Below are 16631 nucleotides of genomic sequence, written 5' to 3' on the forward strand. Positions count from 1 at the left end.
GGCCCGTCATGAACACTCAGGACGGCGCTTCGCCGCATACCATTCTTGTGCTGAACAGCGGATCGTCGTCGCTGAAGTTCGGGCTGTTCGAGCATTCCGGCGACGACGAGTCTCTGTTGCTCGAAGGCAGCGCGCAAGGCATCGGCCGCCGCGACGGCAGCTTGCGGATCGCGGCTCCCGACGGGCGCGTGCTGGTCCAGCAGGAGCATGTGCTGGAGTCGCAAACCGACGCATTGCAGAAACTTTCTACCGTGCTTGCCCAGCAACGTCATGAGCAACCCACGGCGGTGGGCCACCGTGTGGTGCACGGCGGGCCGCACTTGCGCTCGCATCAGCGGCTTACGCCCGAGGTCCGCCGCCGCTTGCAGGATGCAGTGCATTTCGCGCCTCTGCATATTCCGCCCGCGCTCGATCTGATCGATGAAGCGCAGAAGATTTTCGGCGGCGCGCAGCACTTTGCCTGCTTCGACACTGCATTTCATGCGACGCTGCCGCCACGTGCCGCGCAACTCGCGTTACCGCGGCGCTATGCGGACGCCGGTGTGATTCGCTACGGATTTCACGGGCTTTCGTACGAATCGCTCGTCGCGCAGCTTGGCGCGAAGCTGCCGGCGCGGGCGGTGTTTGCCCACCTCGGCAACGGTTCGAGCGTGTGCGCATTGCGCGACGGCCGCTCGGTCGATACGTCGATGGGCATGACGCCGACCGGCGGCGTGCCAATGGGAACCCGTTGCGGCGACCTCGACCCGGGCGTGCTGTTATATCTGATGCGAGTGGAAAGGCTCGACGCAAACGCGCTGGAAACGCTTCTGAACCGGCACAGCGGCCTGGCCGGTTACGCCGATGGCGAGAGCGACATGCAGGCGCTCGAACAACGCGCGGCGGCGGGCGACGCGCATGCGTCACTGGCGCTCGACGCGTTCGCGACCGCGGTGCGCAAAACCATTGGCGGATATGCGGCGTTGCTGGGCGGCATAGATTTGCTGGTGTTCACCGGCGGCATCGGCGAGCACAGCGTGCAGATGCGTAAGCGTATCTGCGAGGGGCTGTCGTTTCTGGGCCTTCATGAAGGCGACGCATCGGGCAAGGTGAGGGCGCTTCATACCGAAGAAGAGAAGCAGATCGCGAGGCATTGTCGCGCGTTGCTGCGTGCGGATCGTGCTTGAGCCTGTTGCATCGTGCTCTGCTCACGGGGGCTTCACAACGAGTCGATCGCATACACCCGCGACGCCGAACAGGCGCCTCACGTCTTCGAGCGCCGCGATTCGTTGCGCATCGTGTTCGAGTTCGCCGCTCAGCACGATGCGCCCGTCGCGCACTTCCACCGTGATCGTACGTTCAGGAACCGCGGCGTCCCATGCAAGCCGCCGCGTCGCTTCTTCGCCAATCTGCTCATCGCTCAGACGCGAGCCGTCCGCGCCGTCGGGGGCGGCACTGTCAGGATTGGCAAAGCCCGAAAGAGCCATGAATTTTGAAGGTCAAGACGCGGATTGCACAACACTAGCAGATGCCGCGTCTTCATGGCGGGAGGCTACTCCATCGCGCCCGCCACGGCCTGCGCCGTTGCGGCCGAGAGCGTCCAGCCCAGGTGGCCGTGCCCCGTGTTATAGAACACGCCGCGCCGTTTTCCGCGCCCGACCTTGGGCAACATGCTCGGCAGCATCGGCCGCAAGCCTGCCCACGGAATCACGCGCGCGGTCGACACCTCCGGGAAATGCCGTCGCGTCCAGTCCACTAACGGAGCAATCCGGTCGGAGCGGATATCGCGATTGAAGCCGTTGATCTCCGCCGTGCCCGCGACGCGAAAACGGTCCGCGCCGAGCCGGCTCGTCACGATCTTCGCGCTGTCGTCGAGCAGACTGACCCACGGCGCACGCTGCCTGCTCGTTTGATCGTCGAGACAGACGGTGATCGAATAGCCCTTGACCGGATACACGTTCACGTGGTCGCCGAGCATCGCCGCAAAATCGCGGCTTTTCACGCCGGCGCACACGACGATCCGCTCGAACCCGAAGCGCTGCGTCTCGCCTTCGAGGTTCACTGTGAGCGAGAAGCGCCCTTCGGCGGATTGCTCGATCGACGTGATTTCTGCATCGTAATGGAACTGCACGCCGTGGCGCACGCATGCATCGGCGAGACCGCGCGTGAACTTGTGGATGTCGCCCGTCGAATCGGACGGCGTGAAAAAGCCGCCGTAGAAATCGCCGTGCAGCGTGGGCTCGATGCGCTGCAATTCGCTCGACGTCACGGCACTGCGCTCGAGTCCGCCTTCGCGCAGCAGGTCATTGACCTTGGCCGCCGCGTCGAACTCCTTGCGCGTCTTGTAGATGTGCAGAATGCCGCGCCGTTCCAGATCGAAGTCGATGCCTTCCTGCTCGGCGATCGAAAAGAGATGCTCGCGCGCGGCGATGGCAAGCCGCACCGTTTCGACGGTATTCGCACGGTAGTGCGGAATCTGCCGCAGGAATTCGCCCATCCACGAATACTTGTGCCATGTGGGCAGGGGATTGAGCAGCAGCGGGGCGTCGCGCGTGAACATCCAGCGCAGGCCTTTCAGAACCGTGGCCGTGCTGTTCCACACTTCTGCATTGCTGGCCGATAGCTGGCCTCCGTTGGCGAACGAGGTTTCCATCGCCGCATAGCGGTGACGTTCGAACACGGTGACGTGGTGGCCGCATTGCGCGAGGGCGTGCGCGGTCGTAACGCCGGTAATGCCGGCGCCGATAATGGCGATTCGTGACATGACATGGTCCAGAGTAGTTGAGCATCACCGGGTTCGATTTCATGCGAAACCGGTGCCGATGCCCCATCTGTCCATGTACCTGAGAGTTTCTTCCCGGCGCTGCGCGAAAGCGCTGGCCGTGTGCGGGAATCCCCTTCGGTGGGCGCGCGCGGCGCCGCTCTCCAGATGTTCCTGCTGCGCGGTCCTTTTGCCTGAGAGTTTCCGGGGCGGTTGCTCCGTCGGCGTCGCCCTGCCTACGGACGATCTCTCCCGCGCTGCTTTGCAGAACGCCACGACGATACCGGGCAAAATTTCTTCCGGCAAGTGTTTTCTAACGGGCTAGCCGTGGTGCGTGACGCGCAACATCGACGTGTCGTAGCCGAGCGCACGCACGCGCTCGATCAATCCATCTCTCACGCTCGCGGCCGGTTTGGCTTCACGCGTCAGAACCCACAGGTAGCGCCCGCCAGGTTCGCCGACGATCGACCAGCTGTAGTCGTCGGCGCGATCCAGCACCCAGTAATTGCCGACGAAGAACGGGCCGAAGAACGACACCTTCAGCTTCGCGTTGTCCGATCCGGCTACCACCTTGGCGCGACCCTTCGAGACGTCGAGCGGCCCTTCAACGCCGTTCTTGCGGCAACTGTTGGTCACGTCGATCAGGCCGTCTTCACCCGCGGCGTAGTCGGCGGTCACCGCCTCGCAGCCTTTTTCGAAGCGGTTTTCGTAGCGCGCGAACTCGTACCAGCGGCCCACATAGCGCCCGAGGTCGACCGGTTTGGCGGGCTCGGGCACGCGCGCGTTGCCGCTCTTGCCGCCCGGAGTCAGCGCACAGGCGCCGAGCAGGCACACGGCGCCCACCGCGAGGGAGATAGCGCTCACGCGCAGGACCGACTGTGAACGCATCGGCATTGAAACACTCCGTGTCGAGAAAGACGATGAGAGAGCAGACCGCGTGCCCAGCGCAGGGTCGCGCGCCCCTGGTCCGCTGCGGCGATTCATGCGCCGTGAGGGCGCGGGCCGTTTATCATAGTGCCTACTACCAGAAAAGTGCCACCTCGCAGAGCGATGGTAAGGCGTGTTATCCACGACCACATCGGCACATGCCGCTACATCAAATGAATTCGACTCCCGACGCTCCGTCCCGTCCTGCCATTCGCGCATTGACCTTGCTAGAGGGGCGCGTGCTTGGCGTGCTCGTCGAAAAACAGCACACGGTGCCCGACAGTTATCCGCTGTCGCTCAATGCTTTGACGTTGGGCTGCAATCAGAAGACAGGCCGCTCGCCGGTAATGAATGCGACCGACGCCGAAGTGCTGACCGCGCTCGACGGTCTGAAACGCCTAAGCCTCGTGATGGAAGGCAGCAGCAGCCGCGTGCCGCGCTTCGAGCACAACATGAATCGCGTGCTCGGTCTGCCGAGCCAGTCCGCAGCTTTACTGACCACGTTGTTGCTGCGCGGCCCGCAGACGGCGGCGGAATTGCGCCTGAACAGCGCGCGCTTGCATGGCTTTGCCGATATCTCGTCGGTCGAGGCATTTCTCGACGAACTCGCCGCGAACGATCCCCCGCGTGTCGTCAAGCTGCCTCGCACGCCAGGCGAGCGCGAGAATAGATGGATGCACTTGCTGTGCGGTGAAGTGAGCTTGAGCGAGTTCGCGCAACCGGGCGGCGGCGACGAGGAAACCGTGCCGCTGTCCACGTTCGAAGCGGTGAAGGCCGAGCAGAAACGGCTTGCCGATCAGGTCAACCGCCTTCAGGCTGTGGTGCGGCGCATGGCTGCCGAACTAGGCATCGACGCGAACGATCTCGATGCTTGAGGCCGGCCGCTCAGGTGTCGGTGCCGCGGCGCGGATCGGCGGATAACGCTCGCTGTGTACGGTAAAAGTTGCGCGGCGGCACGTTCGGCGAGTCTTGTGCAAGCCGGTCGAGTTCGTCGCGAATCGCGGTCAGATAGTGGCCGTCGCGTGCGTCGGCGTCGCCCGCAAAAACCGATTCGAGCCGCCGTCGTACCGAGCCATAACGTGCGCCTGCCGCGCGATGTTTTTCTGCACGCTCCGCGTAACGCATATACGTTTGCAACGCCGACGACACCGCGGCGATCACGCTCACGAGGCCGACCAGAATCCTGATCTCCAGCGAAACCGCGTTCGTGTTCAGCGATGCAAACACCGCCGTGCCCACGAACGCTGCCAATACGGTGACAAGCCAGCCGACCTGGCGGTCGCGTGCGGACAACAGATCGGCCATGTCATAGTGGCTCATTTGCGATTCGCGCGCTCGCCGGATCCATTTCAGCAAAAGCTGCTGTTCATCGACTGGCGGCTCATAGGCTGGCAGGTTCTTCATGGGGCTCGTCAGGGCAGTTGCGTGCCGCGCGCCGCGCGCATGCACTGACGCTACTGTGCCACATGAAAGCGCGGCTTGGCGCGCTGGCTGTCAGGCGGCCTCGGCTGTGGGCCGGGCAATGCCGAAGCGCTCGTTGTGCGCGTTGCCATTCAGGTAGAAGTCGCCGATGGCGGCCTCGCGAATGATGGCCGGGTTGTGCGACGCGAGCACTCGCGCATTGCGCCAGTAGCGGTCGAAGCGCCGCGTTTCACTGGTCGCGGATGCACCGCCCACTTCGAAGAGCAGCGTGGCGGCCTGCAAGGTCTGCTCGATGGCGATCTGCTGCGCCTGAAATGTCTGAATGTCGAGGCGAATATAGGTCTCTTCGGTTGTGCGTCCTTCCTGTCGCGCGACCAATACTTCGTCGATGGCCCGCGCGAGCGACGCGCTAACACTCTGCGTCGAATAGGCGAGACTCGCAAGCCGGCCGACCACGCGATGCACGAGCGGATTGTCGCGCGGACTCGATTCGCCTGGGATACCGAAGGTTCTCGTCTTGCCTTGCGTGAAGGCTACTGCATCGCGCAGCGCGGCACGGCTGATGCCAGCCAGGTTCGCCACGTGCAGCGCCTGGTAGTACGAGGTGAGCACACTGTTGCGGCGCGGCGCTGACGCGTCGTAGCGCCGGTACACGTTCTCTCGCGTGACAGGCACATGATTGAAGCGCGCTGTGCCGCTGCCCGTCAGACGCTGGCCGAAGCCGTCCCAGTCGTCGATACGTTCCAGTCCCGGCGTGGCGGTGGCAACCAGCACGCGCACGTCGCTTTGTCCGTCGTGCGCGGTCACATCCACCCAGTCCGCGTACAGCGTGCCCGTGGTGTAGTACTTCTCCCCGTCGAGATACCACGCGCCGCCCGATTGCGTCAGACGCACGCTGTTGTTCGTGACGGCCGTGCGCTCGGCCACCGCTCCGCCGATTATCTGCCCCTGCGCGACGCGGGAGAGCCAACGGTCGCGTAACGCGTCGTCGCTATATTCCAGCAGCGATTCGATGAAGCCGCCGTGCACGCGCAGAATCTGCGGCAGGTTCGAGTCCGCTTCGCCAAGGCGCGTGACGAGCGCAAGAAATTCGCTTAGCGACACGCCTTCGCCGCCATATTGTTTCGGCACGCGCAGCTTCGTATAGCCTGCTTCGCGCAGCCATTCCACCGGTTCGTAGGCAAGCTCCCGATGGCGTTCGCGATGCACCGCGCCTTGCGCGATGCGTGCGAAGACAGGCGCGAAACGGCGGGTTAGCGCGTTGTCGTCGAAAAGCTGTGCGGCGTCGGCGATGCCGGCTGCGGGGGCCGGGTTGTCATGCGATGTCGGCGCGGGCATGGATTCTCCGTATTGAGGCGCGCAATGCGCAATCCGTCAACGGTACGGCATCGGATGCGCCGCAAGCAACGAAGCATTTGGCCGATTCTTAGCAGCAGGAGCGAAATGGCTCTGCCGCATGGCCCGCATAGGCCCGCATAGGCCGCGTAGCCCGCCACGACTCTTCATGACCCACACGACCCGCACAGCGTGCGGCCCCGCACACACGCTGCGAGGCGCGCGGTGCATGCTCGCAATACCTGCTTGAACCCGGGGCGGCCGCTTGCGCCTGCCCCGTCGTTCGCGGAGCAACACTGGTGCAAAAGCGGCAACCGTATCCGGCCTTCTGTGAGACCGCATGAACGAGACAACGCATCGCACGCGGCGCTACGACATCATCACCGACGAAGCGCAAATGCGCGCGCTACAGCCAGAATGGGACGCGCTGTGGATGCGTGCGCAAGGCTACTACTATCAGTCGTTCAGTTACTGCTGGCTCGCATGGCAGCATGTGTCGAAGCCGCACGGACGCATGCTCAAATGCATCGTCTGTCGCGAAGACGGGCAGCTCGTAATGATCTGGCCGCTCGAAACAGTCAAGCGTGCGTTATGGACGTACCTCGTGCCGCTCGGACCCGAAGGCGGCGATTACACGAGCGTGCTGGTTGCCGACGACGCATCGGCCCCGGCGTTGATAGAAGGCGCATGGAACATGGCGCGCCGCCGCTGTGGCGCGGACTTCATTCACATGCCGTATGTTCGCGAGACGCTTGATCTTCACAAGCTCGTGTCGCGCGAACGCCGAGTGCTGTTCGCCGAGCCTCACCAGGCGTCGGCTGCGCGATTACGCGGGCAGGGCACGTGGGACGAGTATTGCCGATCGCTTGGCACGCTATTCGGCAAACGGCCCGGCAGTTTCGTCAAGCGTTTGTCGAAAGAAGGCATCGTTGCCGTGCGCGTCGTCGATCCGGCCGACGAGGGCGAGACCGCGTCGATCATCGAATGGATGTTCAACTGCAAGCGTAGTTGGAGCGACCGCGTCGGCAAACGCAGCGTGTGGCTCGACTCGCCCGAGTTCGAGCGCTTTCTAGGCAGGTTGATCTATTCGCCCGATGTGCCGTCGATGGCGCGCCTGATCGTCGTCACGCTGAACGAGGCGCCGGTGGCGGGCATTATCGTGAGCCTCGGCAATCCGTGGGCAAGCGCGATTTTTGCCGGCTACGATCCGTACTACGGCAGATGCTGCCCCGGTCTGATCGCGGTCGAGGAATGCGTGAAGTGGGCGTTCAACAACGGCTTCGATCTCGACTTCGGCGTCGGCGCGGAGCGCTTCAAGGCCTATTGGGCGCGCGGCGAAGCGTCGACGGCATGGACCACGCAGATCGTCAACTCGCACTGGGGAATGCTGGCAATTCGAGCGCGCCGGTTCGCCCGCGCCCTCGCGGCCCGCGCGAGCGGGCCGGCTGATACCGCTACGACCGGTCCCGATTCCGCGCTCGCGTCGCGCCGGTGATCACGGCGATGCCGAAAAGAATCACGGCCACGATCGCGATAATGTGTTGCGCGACATGTAGTGCCGTCAATCCCCACGCGACGCCGCCAATGAAAATGATCCATCCAACCAGGTAGATAAGCAGAGTCATCGTTTTTCTCCTTGTAGTTTCGGCTGATGGCGACGGTTGCCTGCTGTGCAGAATTTACCGCGCGCGCCGATGAGCCGCTGGCATTGCCCCGAATCGGCGGCCGGCGTGCCCAATGCCACCGCCGCCAGGCAATCAGCGGGACTATATCCAAGCACATTGCGCGCCTGACCGCGGCGTACCGCGCGACCGGCACCGGAATGCGGTTTGCTCCGCCACGGTATCTGCCGCACACAGAAAGCGCGACGCGATGAACCATGGTTACGACTAAGCGAACGACCCGACGCACCCCGGCGGTGGAGGGCGACCAACCAGCCGGGCCCGAGGTCGATCCCGACCAGCAGCCGGCGACGCTCGACGAGTGCCGCCGCTGTCCGCTTTGGGCCAACGCCACGCAAGCTGTGCCCGGCGCGGGCCCGCGCCGCGCGCCGATCATGATGGTGGGCGAACAGCCCGGCGATAAGGAAGATCTGCAAGGCTTGCCCTTCGTCGGACCGGCCGGAGCATTACTCGACGATGCGCTTGTCGAGGCCGGCGTCGGCAGGAAGGACGTCTACGTGACCAACGCGGTCAAGCATTTCAAATGGACGCCGCGTGGCAAGCGCCGCATGCACAAAACACCGGGGCAACGCGAGGTGGATGCATGCCGCTACTGGCTCGACCGGGAACTGGAGAGCGTGGGCGCTCATGTGATTGTCGCGTTGGGCGCGACCGCGCTGAGGGCCGTGCTCGAAGATCCAAAATCGCGCTTGCAGGATGCGATCGGCAAAGTGATCGAACATGGCGACCGTCTGGTGGTCGCGACGTATCACCCGTCGTTTGCGTTGCGTGCGCCCGATCCTGAGACCCGGCATCGCGCATACGCCGCGATTGTCGCCGCGCTGCAGAACGCCAGGAAACTCTCACAGCGGGACAAGTAGACGCGCGTTGACATGGTCTGGCCGCCAGCATGTCGTCATGAGGCCACCGCACGTTATGCGGCCTTCATGCCGCCACCCTGGTGCGCGTGCAGCCCCAGGCGCTCCATCAACCGTTGCGCGTCGAAGGGCGCATTGGTCTTTGCGTCGTTGTCGAAATAGCAGTACACGTCGCGCGTTGCCGCGCGAGGCGGCTGCAGATCCGGTGCGGCGAGGCGAGCATCGGCTGGCTGCGTGCCGCGGCTCCACGACTCGATTCTGCGTGCCCACCGTTCGAGCGATGCATCCGAGTATTCGCCCGAATACCTGGTTTCGGTGCCATGCAGCCGGATATATACGAAGCCCGTGCTCAGGTCTTCGAACTGCGGCCATGCTTCGGTCGAATCGGACACGACCAGCGCGACCTTATGACGGCGAAGCAGCTTGATGAACGCGGGGTCGACGAAGCTCTCATGACGCACTTCCACCGCATGACGCAATTTGCGCTTGCGGTCGATTTCCAGATACGGTGTCTTGACTCGCTGATCGTGCTGCTGCGCGAGCGAAAGCGCCGCTTCTGTGTCGCGCGGCAGCAGCGTCAGGAAACGCTCCATGTGCTGCGGGTCGAAACGCAACGAGGGCGGAAACTGCCACAGTATCGGCCCGAGCTTGTCTTTCAGAGCGAGCAGCCCTTGGGCGAAAAAATTCGCGCACGCGACGGTCGCCGTTTCGTCGCGAAACCGCAGAAGATGAGTCAGATAGCGCGCGCCTTTCACACTGAAAATAAAACCCGGCGGTGTTTCCTCGTACCAGTGCTGCCAACTGTCGAGCGATTGCAAGCTGTAGTGCGTGCCATTGATTTCGATCGTCTGCATGAGGCCCGACGCGTACTGCAATTCGGTCGCCTGCTTCAGTCCTTCCGGATAGAAGGTGCCGCGCCATCCTTTATAGCGCCAGCCGGAAATGCCGATGTGAATCTGGCCTGTGGTGCTTTTCACGTTAGTGGCTCGAATGGGCTTGAGGTCTGGTGAATCACGGGCGAGCAATGGCCGTGCCATCGTGCGGCACATGCGTTGCTGCGCATGCATATCGAGCAGCGCGTGTGGGAACACCGCGTAGCACGAACGTATCTGGCAATCACATTCGGAGGCACGCATGGAAGGCACCGATTCGCGCAGCACGGACCTCGAGACGCATAGCGACGGCACCCTGCGCGTGACGCATCGCGGCGTGCACCTTGTTGTCAGTGCAAAGCAGAACGACCGGGGCGCTTGGGTCGCGCAAATCGAGGCGTCCGTCGACGGCAAGCCGTTTGCATTACCCGACGTCGAACCGGTTACGCCGGAATGGACGACACATGCCGAGGCACTGCGCGACGGCGTTGAGCGCGGCTGCTACCTCGTCGACCGAAGCAGCGCCGGTCACGGCCTTGAAGATTCCGCGCACGGATCGGGAGAAAGCTGATGAACCGCCTCGCCAATCTCGTATGCCGCGCGTCGGTGTCGGGCACCGCGGCGGGCACCGCCGCCGCCGTGACGGCAGCCGCACGGGCCTGCAACGACGGCAGCACGCCGTACGCGCCGCTCAACGCGGTCACGCATTGCTTGTGGCCGCGCCGCGCGTTTACCGAAACCGGCTTGAGCGCGCGCTTTACGCTCACGGGTCTCGCGATTCATCAGGCGTCGGCCATCTTTTGGGGCGTGCTGTTCGAGGGACTGCTCGACCGCTGGCAATGCCACGTCAATCGCAGCCCTCGCATTGCGGAAGTCGCAGCTGCCGCGGCGACGACGGCGGCCGTTGCCTATGCCGTCGACTATCACGCGGTGCCGAGCCGTCTCACGCCCGGATTCGAAGCGCATCTATCCAGGAGCTCGATGTTTTACGTGTACGCCGCGCTTGCCGCGGGCTTTGCAGCAGCCGCACTGTGCCGCGGAACTCGCGACGAATGAGGTGTAACTCGCAGCACCGCACCGCAACGTACGAGCGTACGCTCACGCCGCTTGCGCCTTGCGGGCGTCCGCCGCTCGTTCGACGAGAATCACGAACGGCTCGCCCTCGTGTATCTCAAAGCGCCGGATTTGCGTGACCTGCTCGGCGGAAAGTACTTTGCCTTTCGTCATCAGCAGCGTGCCGCGCGCCGTGCGCAGGTCGTCGGCGAGTTTCATCCCTTCTTTCAGATGCGAGGCATCCACGCGCTCGGGCACGCCTTCGGGCGTCAATTCGGCATGCTGCGTCAGCAACGCGATGTACTTCTCCGCGATCGCCGGGTCGTAACGAATACCCGTTTGCGCGCGCACGGTCGAAATGATTTGCGCGTCGTTCATCTTTTGCGGCGCAATGACGCCGATGCGCAAGTCTTCGGCATCGCGCGCCAACGCGAGCACGCGCGCGCCCAACGGAATCAATCCGCCGACGAGGCCATCGGGCGTGCCGCGTCCATCGTAACGCTCGTACTGGTGGCGGATCATGGTCTGCACCGCGCTCAATTGCGATACAGGCGTAAGCGCCATCTGCCCATGCAGAGGATGAAGCTGGTAGAGCTTCGCTTCCTGCGGTTGCAGCTTCGCGACCGGCGTCTTTAGCAACGCGTCGGGCAGAAACAGCTTGCCGATGCCGTGCAGCAACCCCGCCATTAGCAGTTCGTTGCACGCGTAGTCGCTCAGGCCGAGTGAGGCGCCGATCTGCCTCGCTGTCTCCCCGATTCGTGCCGAATGACCGGGCAGGCCGCAGCGCATTTCGACCATGTTCGCGCACACCTTCACCATGGTTAGGAAGTTGCTCTTCAGGTCGTGCTCGGCGCCTTCGAGAAACATCACCGTCTGGCGGATCTCTTCAGTGCGCGCATGCACCTCGCGCTCAAGCTCCATGTTGAAGGACGACAGCTTTTCGTTCTGCTCCTGCAACAGCGCGGTTAGCCGCTCGGCCTTGCGTTGCAGAGCGAGTTGTTCCAGCGCGCGCTGGACCGTGAGCAGCAGGTCCTGGTCGTCCCACGGCTTGTGCAGATAGTGATAAACATGACCTTCGTTGACAGCGCGCACGACCGCTTCGACCTCGGAATAGCCAGTAAGCAGAATGCGGATCGTGTCGGGCGCAACGGTCCGCGAGCGCGACAGAAACTCTGCGCCGTCCATGTTCGGCATGCGCATGTCGGAAATGATCACGTCGACGTGCGCGGATTCGAGCAGGGTAAGCGCCTCTGCGCCGCTGTTCGCGCTGAGCACCTCGTATTTGAGCGGCCGCAGCAGGCGTTTGAGCGACGAAATCACGCCGGGCTCGTCGTCCACGAGTAAGAGCGTGGGAATGGGCGAGCTGCCCGCATTGGAAGATTCAACGCGCGGGTCGGCGGGAATCGTCGAATTGCCGGTTGCCTGAAGGTCGGACATGGTCATCCTCATCGATTATTTTCGCGTCGCAGCGCGCATTGCATCATTAGCCCGAACTACAGCGCCTCGAGAAAGTGGTCGAGCGCTTCCATCATTCCGCGAATGGCCGCATCCGGCAGCAGCAGCACCATGCGCGCGCCGAAGCCGCCTCCCTCCATCGTGAAGTGAATCTCAAGCAACAGGGCCATCTGCCACCGGCCGCCCGGCACCAGTCCGCCCTGTTTCTTCCCGGCAGGCGGCAACAGAGTGGGTTGCGAGAAGCAGATATGCCACCCCAACTGCTCGAAGACGCTTCGCACACATGCGCCGACCAATAGGTTCGTGATGTCGCACAGCACTTCTACTTCGGCGTCGGGGTCGCCGACGTCATGCCCCATCAGTTGTTGCAGTTCGCGCTGACCGTCTTTGCCGACGAGCACGATTGCTTCGCCGGATATGTCGGACTGGAACGCCTGGCGCACGGGCGGCAATTCGCCGTCGGCCTGCGGGCCCAGCAAGACGCGCAACTGCTCGACGCCGACGAGCCGGATATCAGGCACGGCAAGCGTAACGAATGCGCCGAGCAGTTTTGCCAGCGCCGCGGCGGCCTTGCCCATGCCGACGTTGCAGATTTCCTGCAATGCGTCGCGCTGGTCTTCGTTCAGAATCGGTTCATTCATGGAGACCGTACTCCGCGAGAATCGGCCGGATCGCCTCCGGCGATACCGGCTTGGAAACAAAGCCGATCGCGCCGAGCGCCTTTGCGCACTCGACAGCCCCGGACTGCACGTCCGCCGACACGACGATCACGAATGTGTCGAGTCCTTCATGTTGGACCGCTTCGAGCACCTGGAAGCCGTTCATTACCGGCATGGTCAGGTCGAGAAACATCACCGCCGCCTTGCCGGCGCGATAAAGGTCGAGCGCGGCCGCTCCATCGGATGCCTGGGTAATTTCGATGTCCCAGCCTTCGGGCAGCGAGCGGATCAATAGCTTGCGGGCGAGCGTCGAATCGTCGACAACGAGGACGGGCAATGGCATGGGTTCACCTCACGTGGCTGCCGGTAACTGCGTCGGCAGCGCGATTTCATCCGGCGGAGCGGTTTGCGCAAGCGCCTCGGGATTGGCGGCTTCTTCGCGCAAGGAGCCATCGACCGGCAGCGTGACGCGGAACGTCGTGCCCTGGCCCACGGTGCTGGCGACGGAGATCGTGCCGCGATGCGCGTTGACGATTCCATAGGTCACCGACAAACCGAGACCGGTCCCCTGGCCAACGGGCTTCGTCGTAAAGAACGGGTCGAAGATACGTTTCAGGTGTTCGGGCGGAATCCCGCAGCCCGCATCGGCGACTTCGAACCACACGCGTGACGGATCGGCCGAATCCATGCCGGTGCGCACCGTGATCGTGTCGAGCGGGGCGCCGTGCTGCTCGTGATTGCTGCCGTAGGCCTGCGCGGCGTTCACCACGAGATTGAGCACCACCTGGCTGATCTGCGAGGGAATGCAGTGCACGAACGGTATCTGCGCATATTCGCGGACGAGTTGCGCGCAGTACTTCACTTCGTTATGGACGATGTTCAGCGTCGACTCGATACAGCGGTGAATGTCGGCGCGTTCCCACACATGCGTGCTGTCGATGCGCGAGAAGTCGCGCAGATCGACCACGATGGTGCGCACGCGTGCGAGTCCGTCTCTCGACTCCTGTACGAGCGTCGGCGCATCGCCGAGCAGATATTCGAGGTCCGCCTGTTCCGCGATTGCGTGCATGTCGTTCTTCAGCGCGGGCGCGGCCTCGCTCACCATGCGCTCGATGTCCGCTGCATAACGGATCAGCGTCTTCACGTAGCCGTCGAGCGTGTTCAGATTCGACAGCACGAAGCCGACCGGATTGTTGATCTCATGCGCGACGCCCGCCGCAAGTTGACCGATCGCGGCCAGTTTTTCCGATTGCAGCAATTGCTGGTGCGCATGCTCCAGCGCTTCGTTAAGCGAGGTGAGCTGTTCGTTGCGCACGGTCAATTCGGCGAGTGCGCTGGTGACCGCTTTCTCGCGATCCTGAAGCTCGCCGTACGCGATGCAGACATCGGTCGTATCGACAATCGCGACGCCGACCGCGACCACTTCGCCGTGCTCGTCCTCGATTGGAATGAAGCTGCAATTCTGGCGCATCGCGTCGATCGTGCCGGTGATCGGACGCGAATGCTCGAAACGGAACAGATACGGCCGATGCTCCCACGACGAGTAAGCGGGCGTGCCCAATACGAACACGCCTTCGATCTTTCTTTGAAGCCACTGCCGCGGCAGTTCCGGAAAAGTGCCGAACAGATTTTCGCCGACCACGGACTGCGCTGAACGTCCGCTGTGCGATTGCATGAAGCGATTCCATGTGACGATGCGCAACTCGCGGTCGACCGTAAAAACACCGCAATTCACCCGCTCGACAATAGCTTCCGACAGATTGGTTTTCACCCCGAAGGCCCGTGAAATGACAACGCCGGCAACGTGTGATCGCGGGCCGCATGAGCGCTGATGCTCTGAAGACCGGCGTCGCTGCCATGAGTGAATTAACGGAGCGTCAGGCGCCGGCACTAAGCGGTATTTACCCTGAGTCAAAGCGCATGGCAGGCTGGCGATGGCGAGCGCACGCTGGGCGGCGCAGGGGACTAGCGTCGAGATGATGGTTGAAGCTTCAACGTTGCTTCGGCCACATCGAAAAAGGGCGCGCGCGGGGCGAGTCGTCGTTAAGGTCAGATAGCGGCGATCAACGCCTCTGCACCGGCAAGACGATAACCGCCTTCCGCAAGCGCCTGCCCCTCGCGGCCCGCGAGCGTCGAAAACAGCACCACGCCCGGACGCGACTGAACGACCGCATCTGCTGCACCCATATTCAGCGCGATAAATAACCGCTGACCGCGATAATGCCGCTCATAAGTGAGCACATCGCCATACGCGGCGACGTTTTCAATCGCGCCCTGCACGAGCGCCGAGTTGCTGCGCCGCAACCTGAGCAGCCGGCGATAGAGCGACAGCATGCTCGATGCGTCGCTGTCCTGGGCGCGCACGCTGGTGTCTGTCGAGATCGGTAACCATGACCTGCCGTTTGTAAAACCGGCACCCGGCAGCGCTGCATCCCATTGCATCGGCGTGCGCTCCGGATCGCGTCCCTGGCCGATGCCGGGCTGCCGGATCTCGGCCGGGTCCTGCACCTGATCCGGCGGAATGACCCCGTCTGTCATGCCGATTTCATCGCCGTAATAAAGCGTCGGCGTGCCGCGCAGCGTCAGCAGCAGCACCGCCGCCACGCGTGCCTGCGCCGCTCCCACGCGCGACGCCACGCGCGGATTGTCGTGGTTGCCCAGCACCCAGTTGGGCCACGCGTGTTCCGGCAACGCGCTGTCGTAATCGCGGATCATGCGCGCGATCTCGCCCGCGTTCCACGCCGCATTCAGCAACTGGAAGTTGAACGGCATGTCCGCGCCATCGCCGTTCGCGCCGTAGTACCTGACCAACTGTGAAACGGGCAAATAGATTTCGCCGATCAATACGCGCTCTCCGTATTCGTCGAGCGTGGCGCGCATTGAGCGCACGATCTCATGCACTTCGGGCTGGTCTTCGGTGTAAGTCTGCAATTGTCGATGATGATCCGGCTGGCCCGGCTCATACGCCGGATTGGGCGGGTTGTCGCGGAACCGCGCGTCTTTGATCAGCAGCCACAGCACGTCGACGCGAAAGCCATCCACGCCGCGATCCAGCCAGAACCGCAACACGTCGTCCATCGCCCGGCGCACCTGCGGGTTGCGCCAGTTCAGATCCGGCTGCTCGCGCAGAAAGGCGTGGTAGTAGTACTGGCCGGTGCGCTCGTCCCATTCCCACGCGGAGCCGCCCATGCGGCTAAGCCAGTTGTTCGGCGGCCCGCCATCGGGCGCGGGATCGCGCCACAAATACCAGTCGCGCCTGGGATTGTCGCGCGACGAGCGGCTTTCCTCGAACCATGGGTGCCGGTCCGACGAATGGTTCGGCACGAAGTCGAGCAGCACCTTCAGACCCAGCTCGTGAGCCCGGTCCACGAATTGCTTGAAGTCGCCGAGGGTGCCGAACATCGGGTCGATATCGCAGTAGTCGGCGACGTCGTAGCCGAAGTCGGCCATGGGCGACGGGTAGATCGGCGAAAGCCAGACTGCATCGACGCCCAGTTCGGCGAGATACGGAAGACGCGAAGTAATACCCGCGAGATCGCCGATGCCATCGCCGTTGCTGTCCTGAAACGAGCGCGGATAGATCTGGTAGATCACCCCGCGTTGCCACCATGCGAGTTCCGACATTGCAA

Annotated in this window: 18 protein-coding genes and 1 riboswitch; of the genes, 6 read left to right on the forward strand and 12 right to left on the reverse strand. The window is 63.3% G+C overall.

Features of this window, described 5'->3' with window-relative positions:
• The first annotated feature begins 8 nt into the window (after positions 1-8).
• A complete protein-coding gene (locus RW095_RS21410; protein ID WP_317018195.1) occupies positions 9-1166 on the forward strand; it encodes an acetate/propionate family kinase in 1158 nt (385 codons plus the stop codon).
• Between the two features lie 21 nt (positions 1167-1187).
• On the opposite strand, the gene RW095_RS21415 is transcribed toward RW095_RS21410, so the two are convergent.
• From RW095_RS21415 to RW095_RS21425, 3 genes are all read right to left on the reverse strand, one after another.
• Positions 1188-1466 (reverse strand): BON domain-containing protein, encoded by a 279-nt coding sequence (locus RW095_RS21415; RefSeq protein WP_317018196.1) that lies wholly within the window; start codon positions 1464-1466, stop codon positions 1188-1190.
• 65 nt (positions 1467-1531) lie between these two features.
• Entirely contained in the window at positions 1532-2743 is a 1212-nt protein-coding gene (locus tag RW095_RS21420; RefSeq protein ID WP_317018197.1) for a D-amino acid dehydrogenase, read from the reverse strand.
• A gap of 169 nt (positions 2744-2912) precedes the next feature.
• Positions 2913-3005, reverse strand: a riboswitch (glycine riboswitch).
• Between the two features lie 56 nt (positions 3006-3061).
• On the reverse strand, positions 3062-3634 hold the full coding sequence (locus RW095_RS21425) for a lipocalin family protein (protein ID WP_317018199.1): 573 nt from the start codon (positions 3632-3634) through the stop codon (positions 3062-3064).
• Positions 3635-3840: 206 nt separating this feature from the next.
• Here RW095_RS21425 and RW095_RS21430 point away from each other — a divergent pair, with 206 nt between their 5' ends.
• Positions 3841-4542, forward strand: a complete 702-nt coding sequence (locus RW095_RS21430; protein ID WP_317018200.1) for a YceH family protein — start codon at positions 3841-3843, stop codon at positions 4540-4542.
• Between the two features lie 10 nt (positions 4543-4552).
• Here the strand turns inward: RW095_RS21430 and RW095_RS21435 are convergent, their stop codons facing one another.
• Together RW095_RS21435 and RW095_RS21440 are read right to left on the reverse strand one after the other, a co-directional pair.
• Positions 4553-5071, reverse strand: coding sequence for an SLATT domain-containing protein (locus RW095_RS21435; protein ID WP_317018201.1), 519 nt, complete (start codon positions 5069-5071; stop codon positions 4553-4555).
• 90 nt (positions 5072-5161) lie between these two features.
• Positions 5162-6427 (reverse strand): acyl-CoA dehydrogenase family protein, encoded by a 1266-nt coding sequence (locus tag RW095_RS21440; RefSeq protein WP_317018203.1) that lies wholly within the window; start codon positions 6425-6427, stop codon positions 5162-5164.
• 337 nt (positions 6428-6764) lie between these two features.
• Here RW095_RS21440 and RW095_RS21445 point away from each other — a divergent pair, with 337 nt between their 5' ends.
• The gene (locus tag RW095_RS21445) at positions 6765-7919 is read left to right on the forward strand and encodes a GNAT family N-acetyltransferase (protein WP_317018204.1); all 1155 of its coding nucleotides are present in this window, start codon (positions 6765-6767) and stop codon (positions 7917-7919) included.
• Here the strand turns inward: RW095_RS21445 and RW095_RS21450 are convergent.
• On the reverse strand, positions 7879-8049 hold the full coding sequence (locus RW095_RS21450) for a hypothetical protein (protein WP_006047080.1): 171 nt from the start codon (positions 8047-8049) through the stop codon (positions 7879-7881). The two genes, RW095_RS21445 and RW095_RS21450, sit on opposite strands and share 41 nt — an antisense overlap.
• 254 nt (positions 8050-8303) lie before the next feature.
• Here RW095_RS21450 and RW095_RS21455 point away from each other — a divergent pair, with 254 nt between their 5' ends.
• Positions 8304-8966, forward strand: coding sequence for a UdgX family uracil-DNA binding protein (locus RW095_RS21455; RefSeq protein WP_317018208.1), 663 nt, complete (start codon positions 8304-8306; stop codon positions 8964-8966).
• Positions 8967-9019: 53 nt separating this feature from the next.
• Here RW095_RS21455 and RW095_RS21460 read toward each other — a convergent pair whose 3' ends face one another.
• The gene (locus RW095_RS21460) at positions 9020-9940 is read right to left on the reverse strand and encodes a DUF72 domain-containing protein (protein ID WP_317018209.1); all 921 of its coding nucleotides are present in this window, start codon (positions 9938-9940) and stop codon (positions 9020-9022) included.
• 157 nt (positions 9941-10097) lie between these two features.
• On the opposite strand from RW095_RS21460, the gene RW095_RS21465 reads away from it, so the two are divergent.
• Positions 10098-10406 (forward strand): DUF6566 family protein, encoded by a 309-nt coding sequence (locus RW095_RS21465; RefSeq protein WP_317018211.1) that lies wholly within the window; start codon positions 10098-10100, stop codon positions 10404-10406.
• The gene (locus tag RW095_RS21470) at positions 10406-10891 is read left to right on the forward strand and encodes a hypothetical protein (protein WP_317018212.1); all 486 of its coding nucleotides are present in this window, start codon (positions 10406-10408) and stop codon (positions 10889-10891) included. The genes RW095_RS21465 and RW095_RS21470 overlap by 1 nt, the downstream gene beginning before the upstream one ends.
• A gap of 42 nt (positions 10892-10933) precedes the next feature.
• Here the strand turns inward: RW095_RS21470 and RW095_RS21475 are convergent, their stop codons facing one another.
• The 5 genes from RW095_RS21475 to RW095_RS21495 all read right to left on the reverse strand — a co-directional run bounded on the left by RW095_RS21475 (position 10934) and on the right by RW095_RS21495 (position 16626).
• A complete protein-coding gene (locus tag RW095_RS21475) occupies positions 10934-12325 on the reverse strand; it encodes an HD domain-containing phosphohydrolase (protein WP_317018214.1) in 1392 nt (463 codons plus the stop codon).
• A gap of 56 nt (positions 12326-12381) precedes the next feature.
• Complete coding sequence (locus RW095_RS21480) at positions 12382-12984, reverse strand: chemotaxis protein CheC (protein ID WP_317018215.1); 603 nt, start codon at positions 12982-12984, stop codon at positions 12382-12384.
• Positions 12977-13345, reverse strand: coding sequence for a response regulator (locus RW095_RS21485; protein ID WP_317018217.1), 369 nt, complete (start codon positions 13343-13345; stop codon positions 12977-12979). The genes RW095_RS21480 and RW095_RS21485 overlap by 8 nt, the downstream gene beginning before the upstream one ends.
• A 9-nt stretch (positions 13346-13354) precedes the next feature.
• Complete coding sequence (locus RW095_RS21490) at positions 13355-14773, reverse strand: ATP-binding protein (protein ID WP_317018219.1); 1419 nt, start codon at positions 14771-14773, stop codon at positions 13355-13357.
• 278 nt (positions 14774-15051) lie between these two features.
• A complete protein-coding gene (locus tag RW095_RS21495; RefSeq protein WP_317018220.1) occupies positions 15052-16626 on the reverse strand; it encodes an alpha-amylase family glycosyl hydrolase in 1575 nt (524 codons plus the stop codon).
• Positions 16627-16631 lie beyond the last annotated feature (5 nt).

The organism is Paraburkholderia kirstenboschensis (assembly GCF_032806925.1).
GTDB classification, from domain to species: domain Bacteria; phylum Pseudomonadota; class Gammaproteobacteria; order Burkholderiales; family Burkholderiaceae; genus Paraburkholderia; species Paraburkholderia kirstenboschensis.

Bases quoted from the DNA above. Each gene is read 5' to 3' on its own strand.
- RW095_RS21410 (WP_317018195.1), top strand. From the start codon at position 9: ATGAACACTCAGGACGGCGCTTCGCCGCATACCATTCTTGTGCTGAAC.
- RW095_RS21415 (WP_317018196.1), bottom strand. From the start codon at position 1,466: ATGGCTCTTTCGGGCTTTGCCAATCCTGACAGTGCCGCCCCCGACGGC.
- RW095_RS21420 (WP_317018197.1), bottom strand. From the start codon at position 2,743: ATGTCACGAATCGCCATTATCGGCGCCGGCATTACCGGCGTTACGACC.
- RW095_RS21425 (WP_317018199.1), bottom strand. From the start codon at position 3,634: ATGCCGATGCGTTCACAGTCGGTCCTGCGCGTGAGCGCTATCTCCCTC.
- RW095_RS21430 (WP_317018200.1), top strand. From the start codon at position 3,841: ATGAATTCGACTCCCGACGCTCCGTCCCGTCCTGCCATTCGCGCATTG.
- RW095_RS21435 (WP_317018201.1), bottom strand. From the start codon at position 5,071: ATGAAGAACCTGCCAGCCTATGAGCCGCCAGTCGATGAACAGCAGCTT.
- RW095_RS21440 (WP_317018203.1), bottom strand. From the start codon at position 6,427: ATGCCCGCGCCGACATCGCATGACAACCCGGCCCCCGCAGCCGGCATC.
- RW095_RS21445 (WP_317018204.1), top strand. From the start codon at position 6,765: ATGAACGAGACAACGCATCGCACGCGGCGCTACGACATCATCACCGAC.
- RW095_RS21450 (WP_006047080.1), bottom strand. From the start codon at position 8,049: ATGACTCTGCTTATCTACCTGGTTGGATGGATCATTTTCATTGGCGGC.
- RW095_RS21455 (WP_317018208.1), top strand. From the start codon at position 8,304: ATGGTTACGACTAAGCGAACGACCCGACGCACCCCGGCGGTGGAGGGC.
- RW095_RS21465 (WP_317018211.1), top strand. From the start codon at position 10,098: ATGGAAGGCACCGATTCGCGCAGCACGGACCTCGAGACGCATAGCGAC.
- RW095_RS21470 (WP_317018212.1), top strand. From the start codon at position 10,406: ATGAACCGCCTCGCCAATCTCGTATGCCGCGCGTCGGTGTCGGGCACC.
- RW095_RS21475 (WP_317018214.1), bottom strand. From the start codon at position 12,325: ATGTCCGACCTTCAGGCAACCGGCAATTCGACGATTCCCGCCGACCCG.
- RW095_RS21480 (WP_317018215.1), bottom strand. From the start codon at position 12,984: ATGAATGAACCGATTCTGAACGAAGACCAGCGCGACGCATTGCAGGAA.
- RW095_RS21485 (WP_317018217.1), bottom strand. From the start codon at position 13,345: ATGCCATTGCCCGTCCTCGTTGTCGACGATTCGACGCTCGCCCGCAAG.
- RW095_RS21495 (WP_317018220.1), bottom strand. From the start codon at position 16,626: ATGTCGGAACTCGCATGGTGGCAACGCGGGGTGATCTACCAGATCTAT.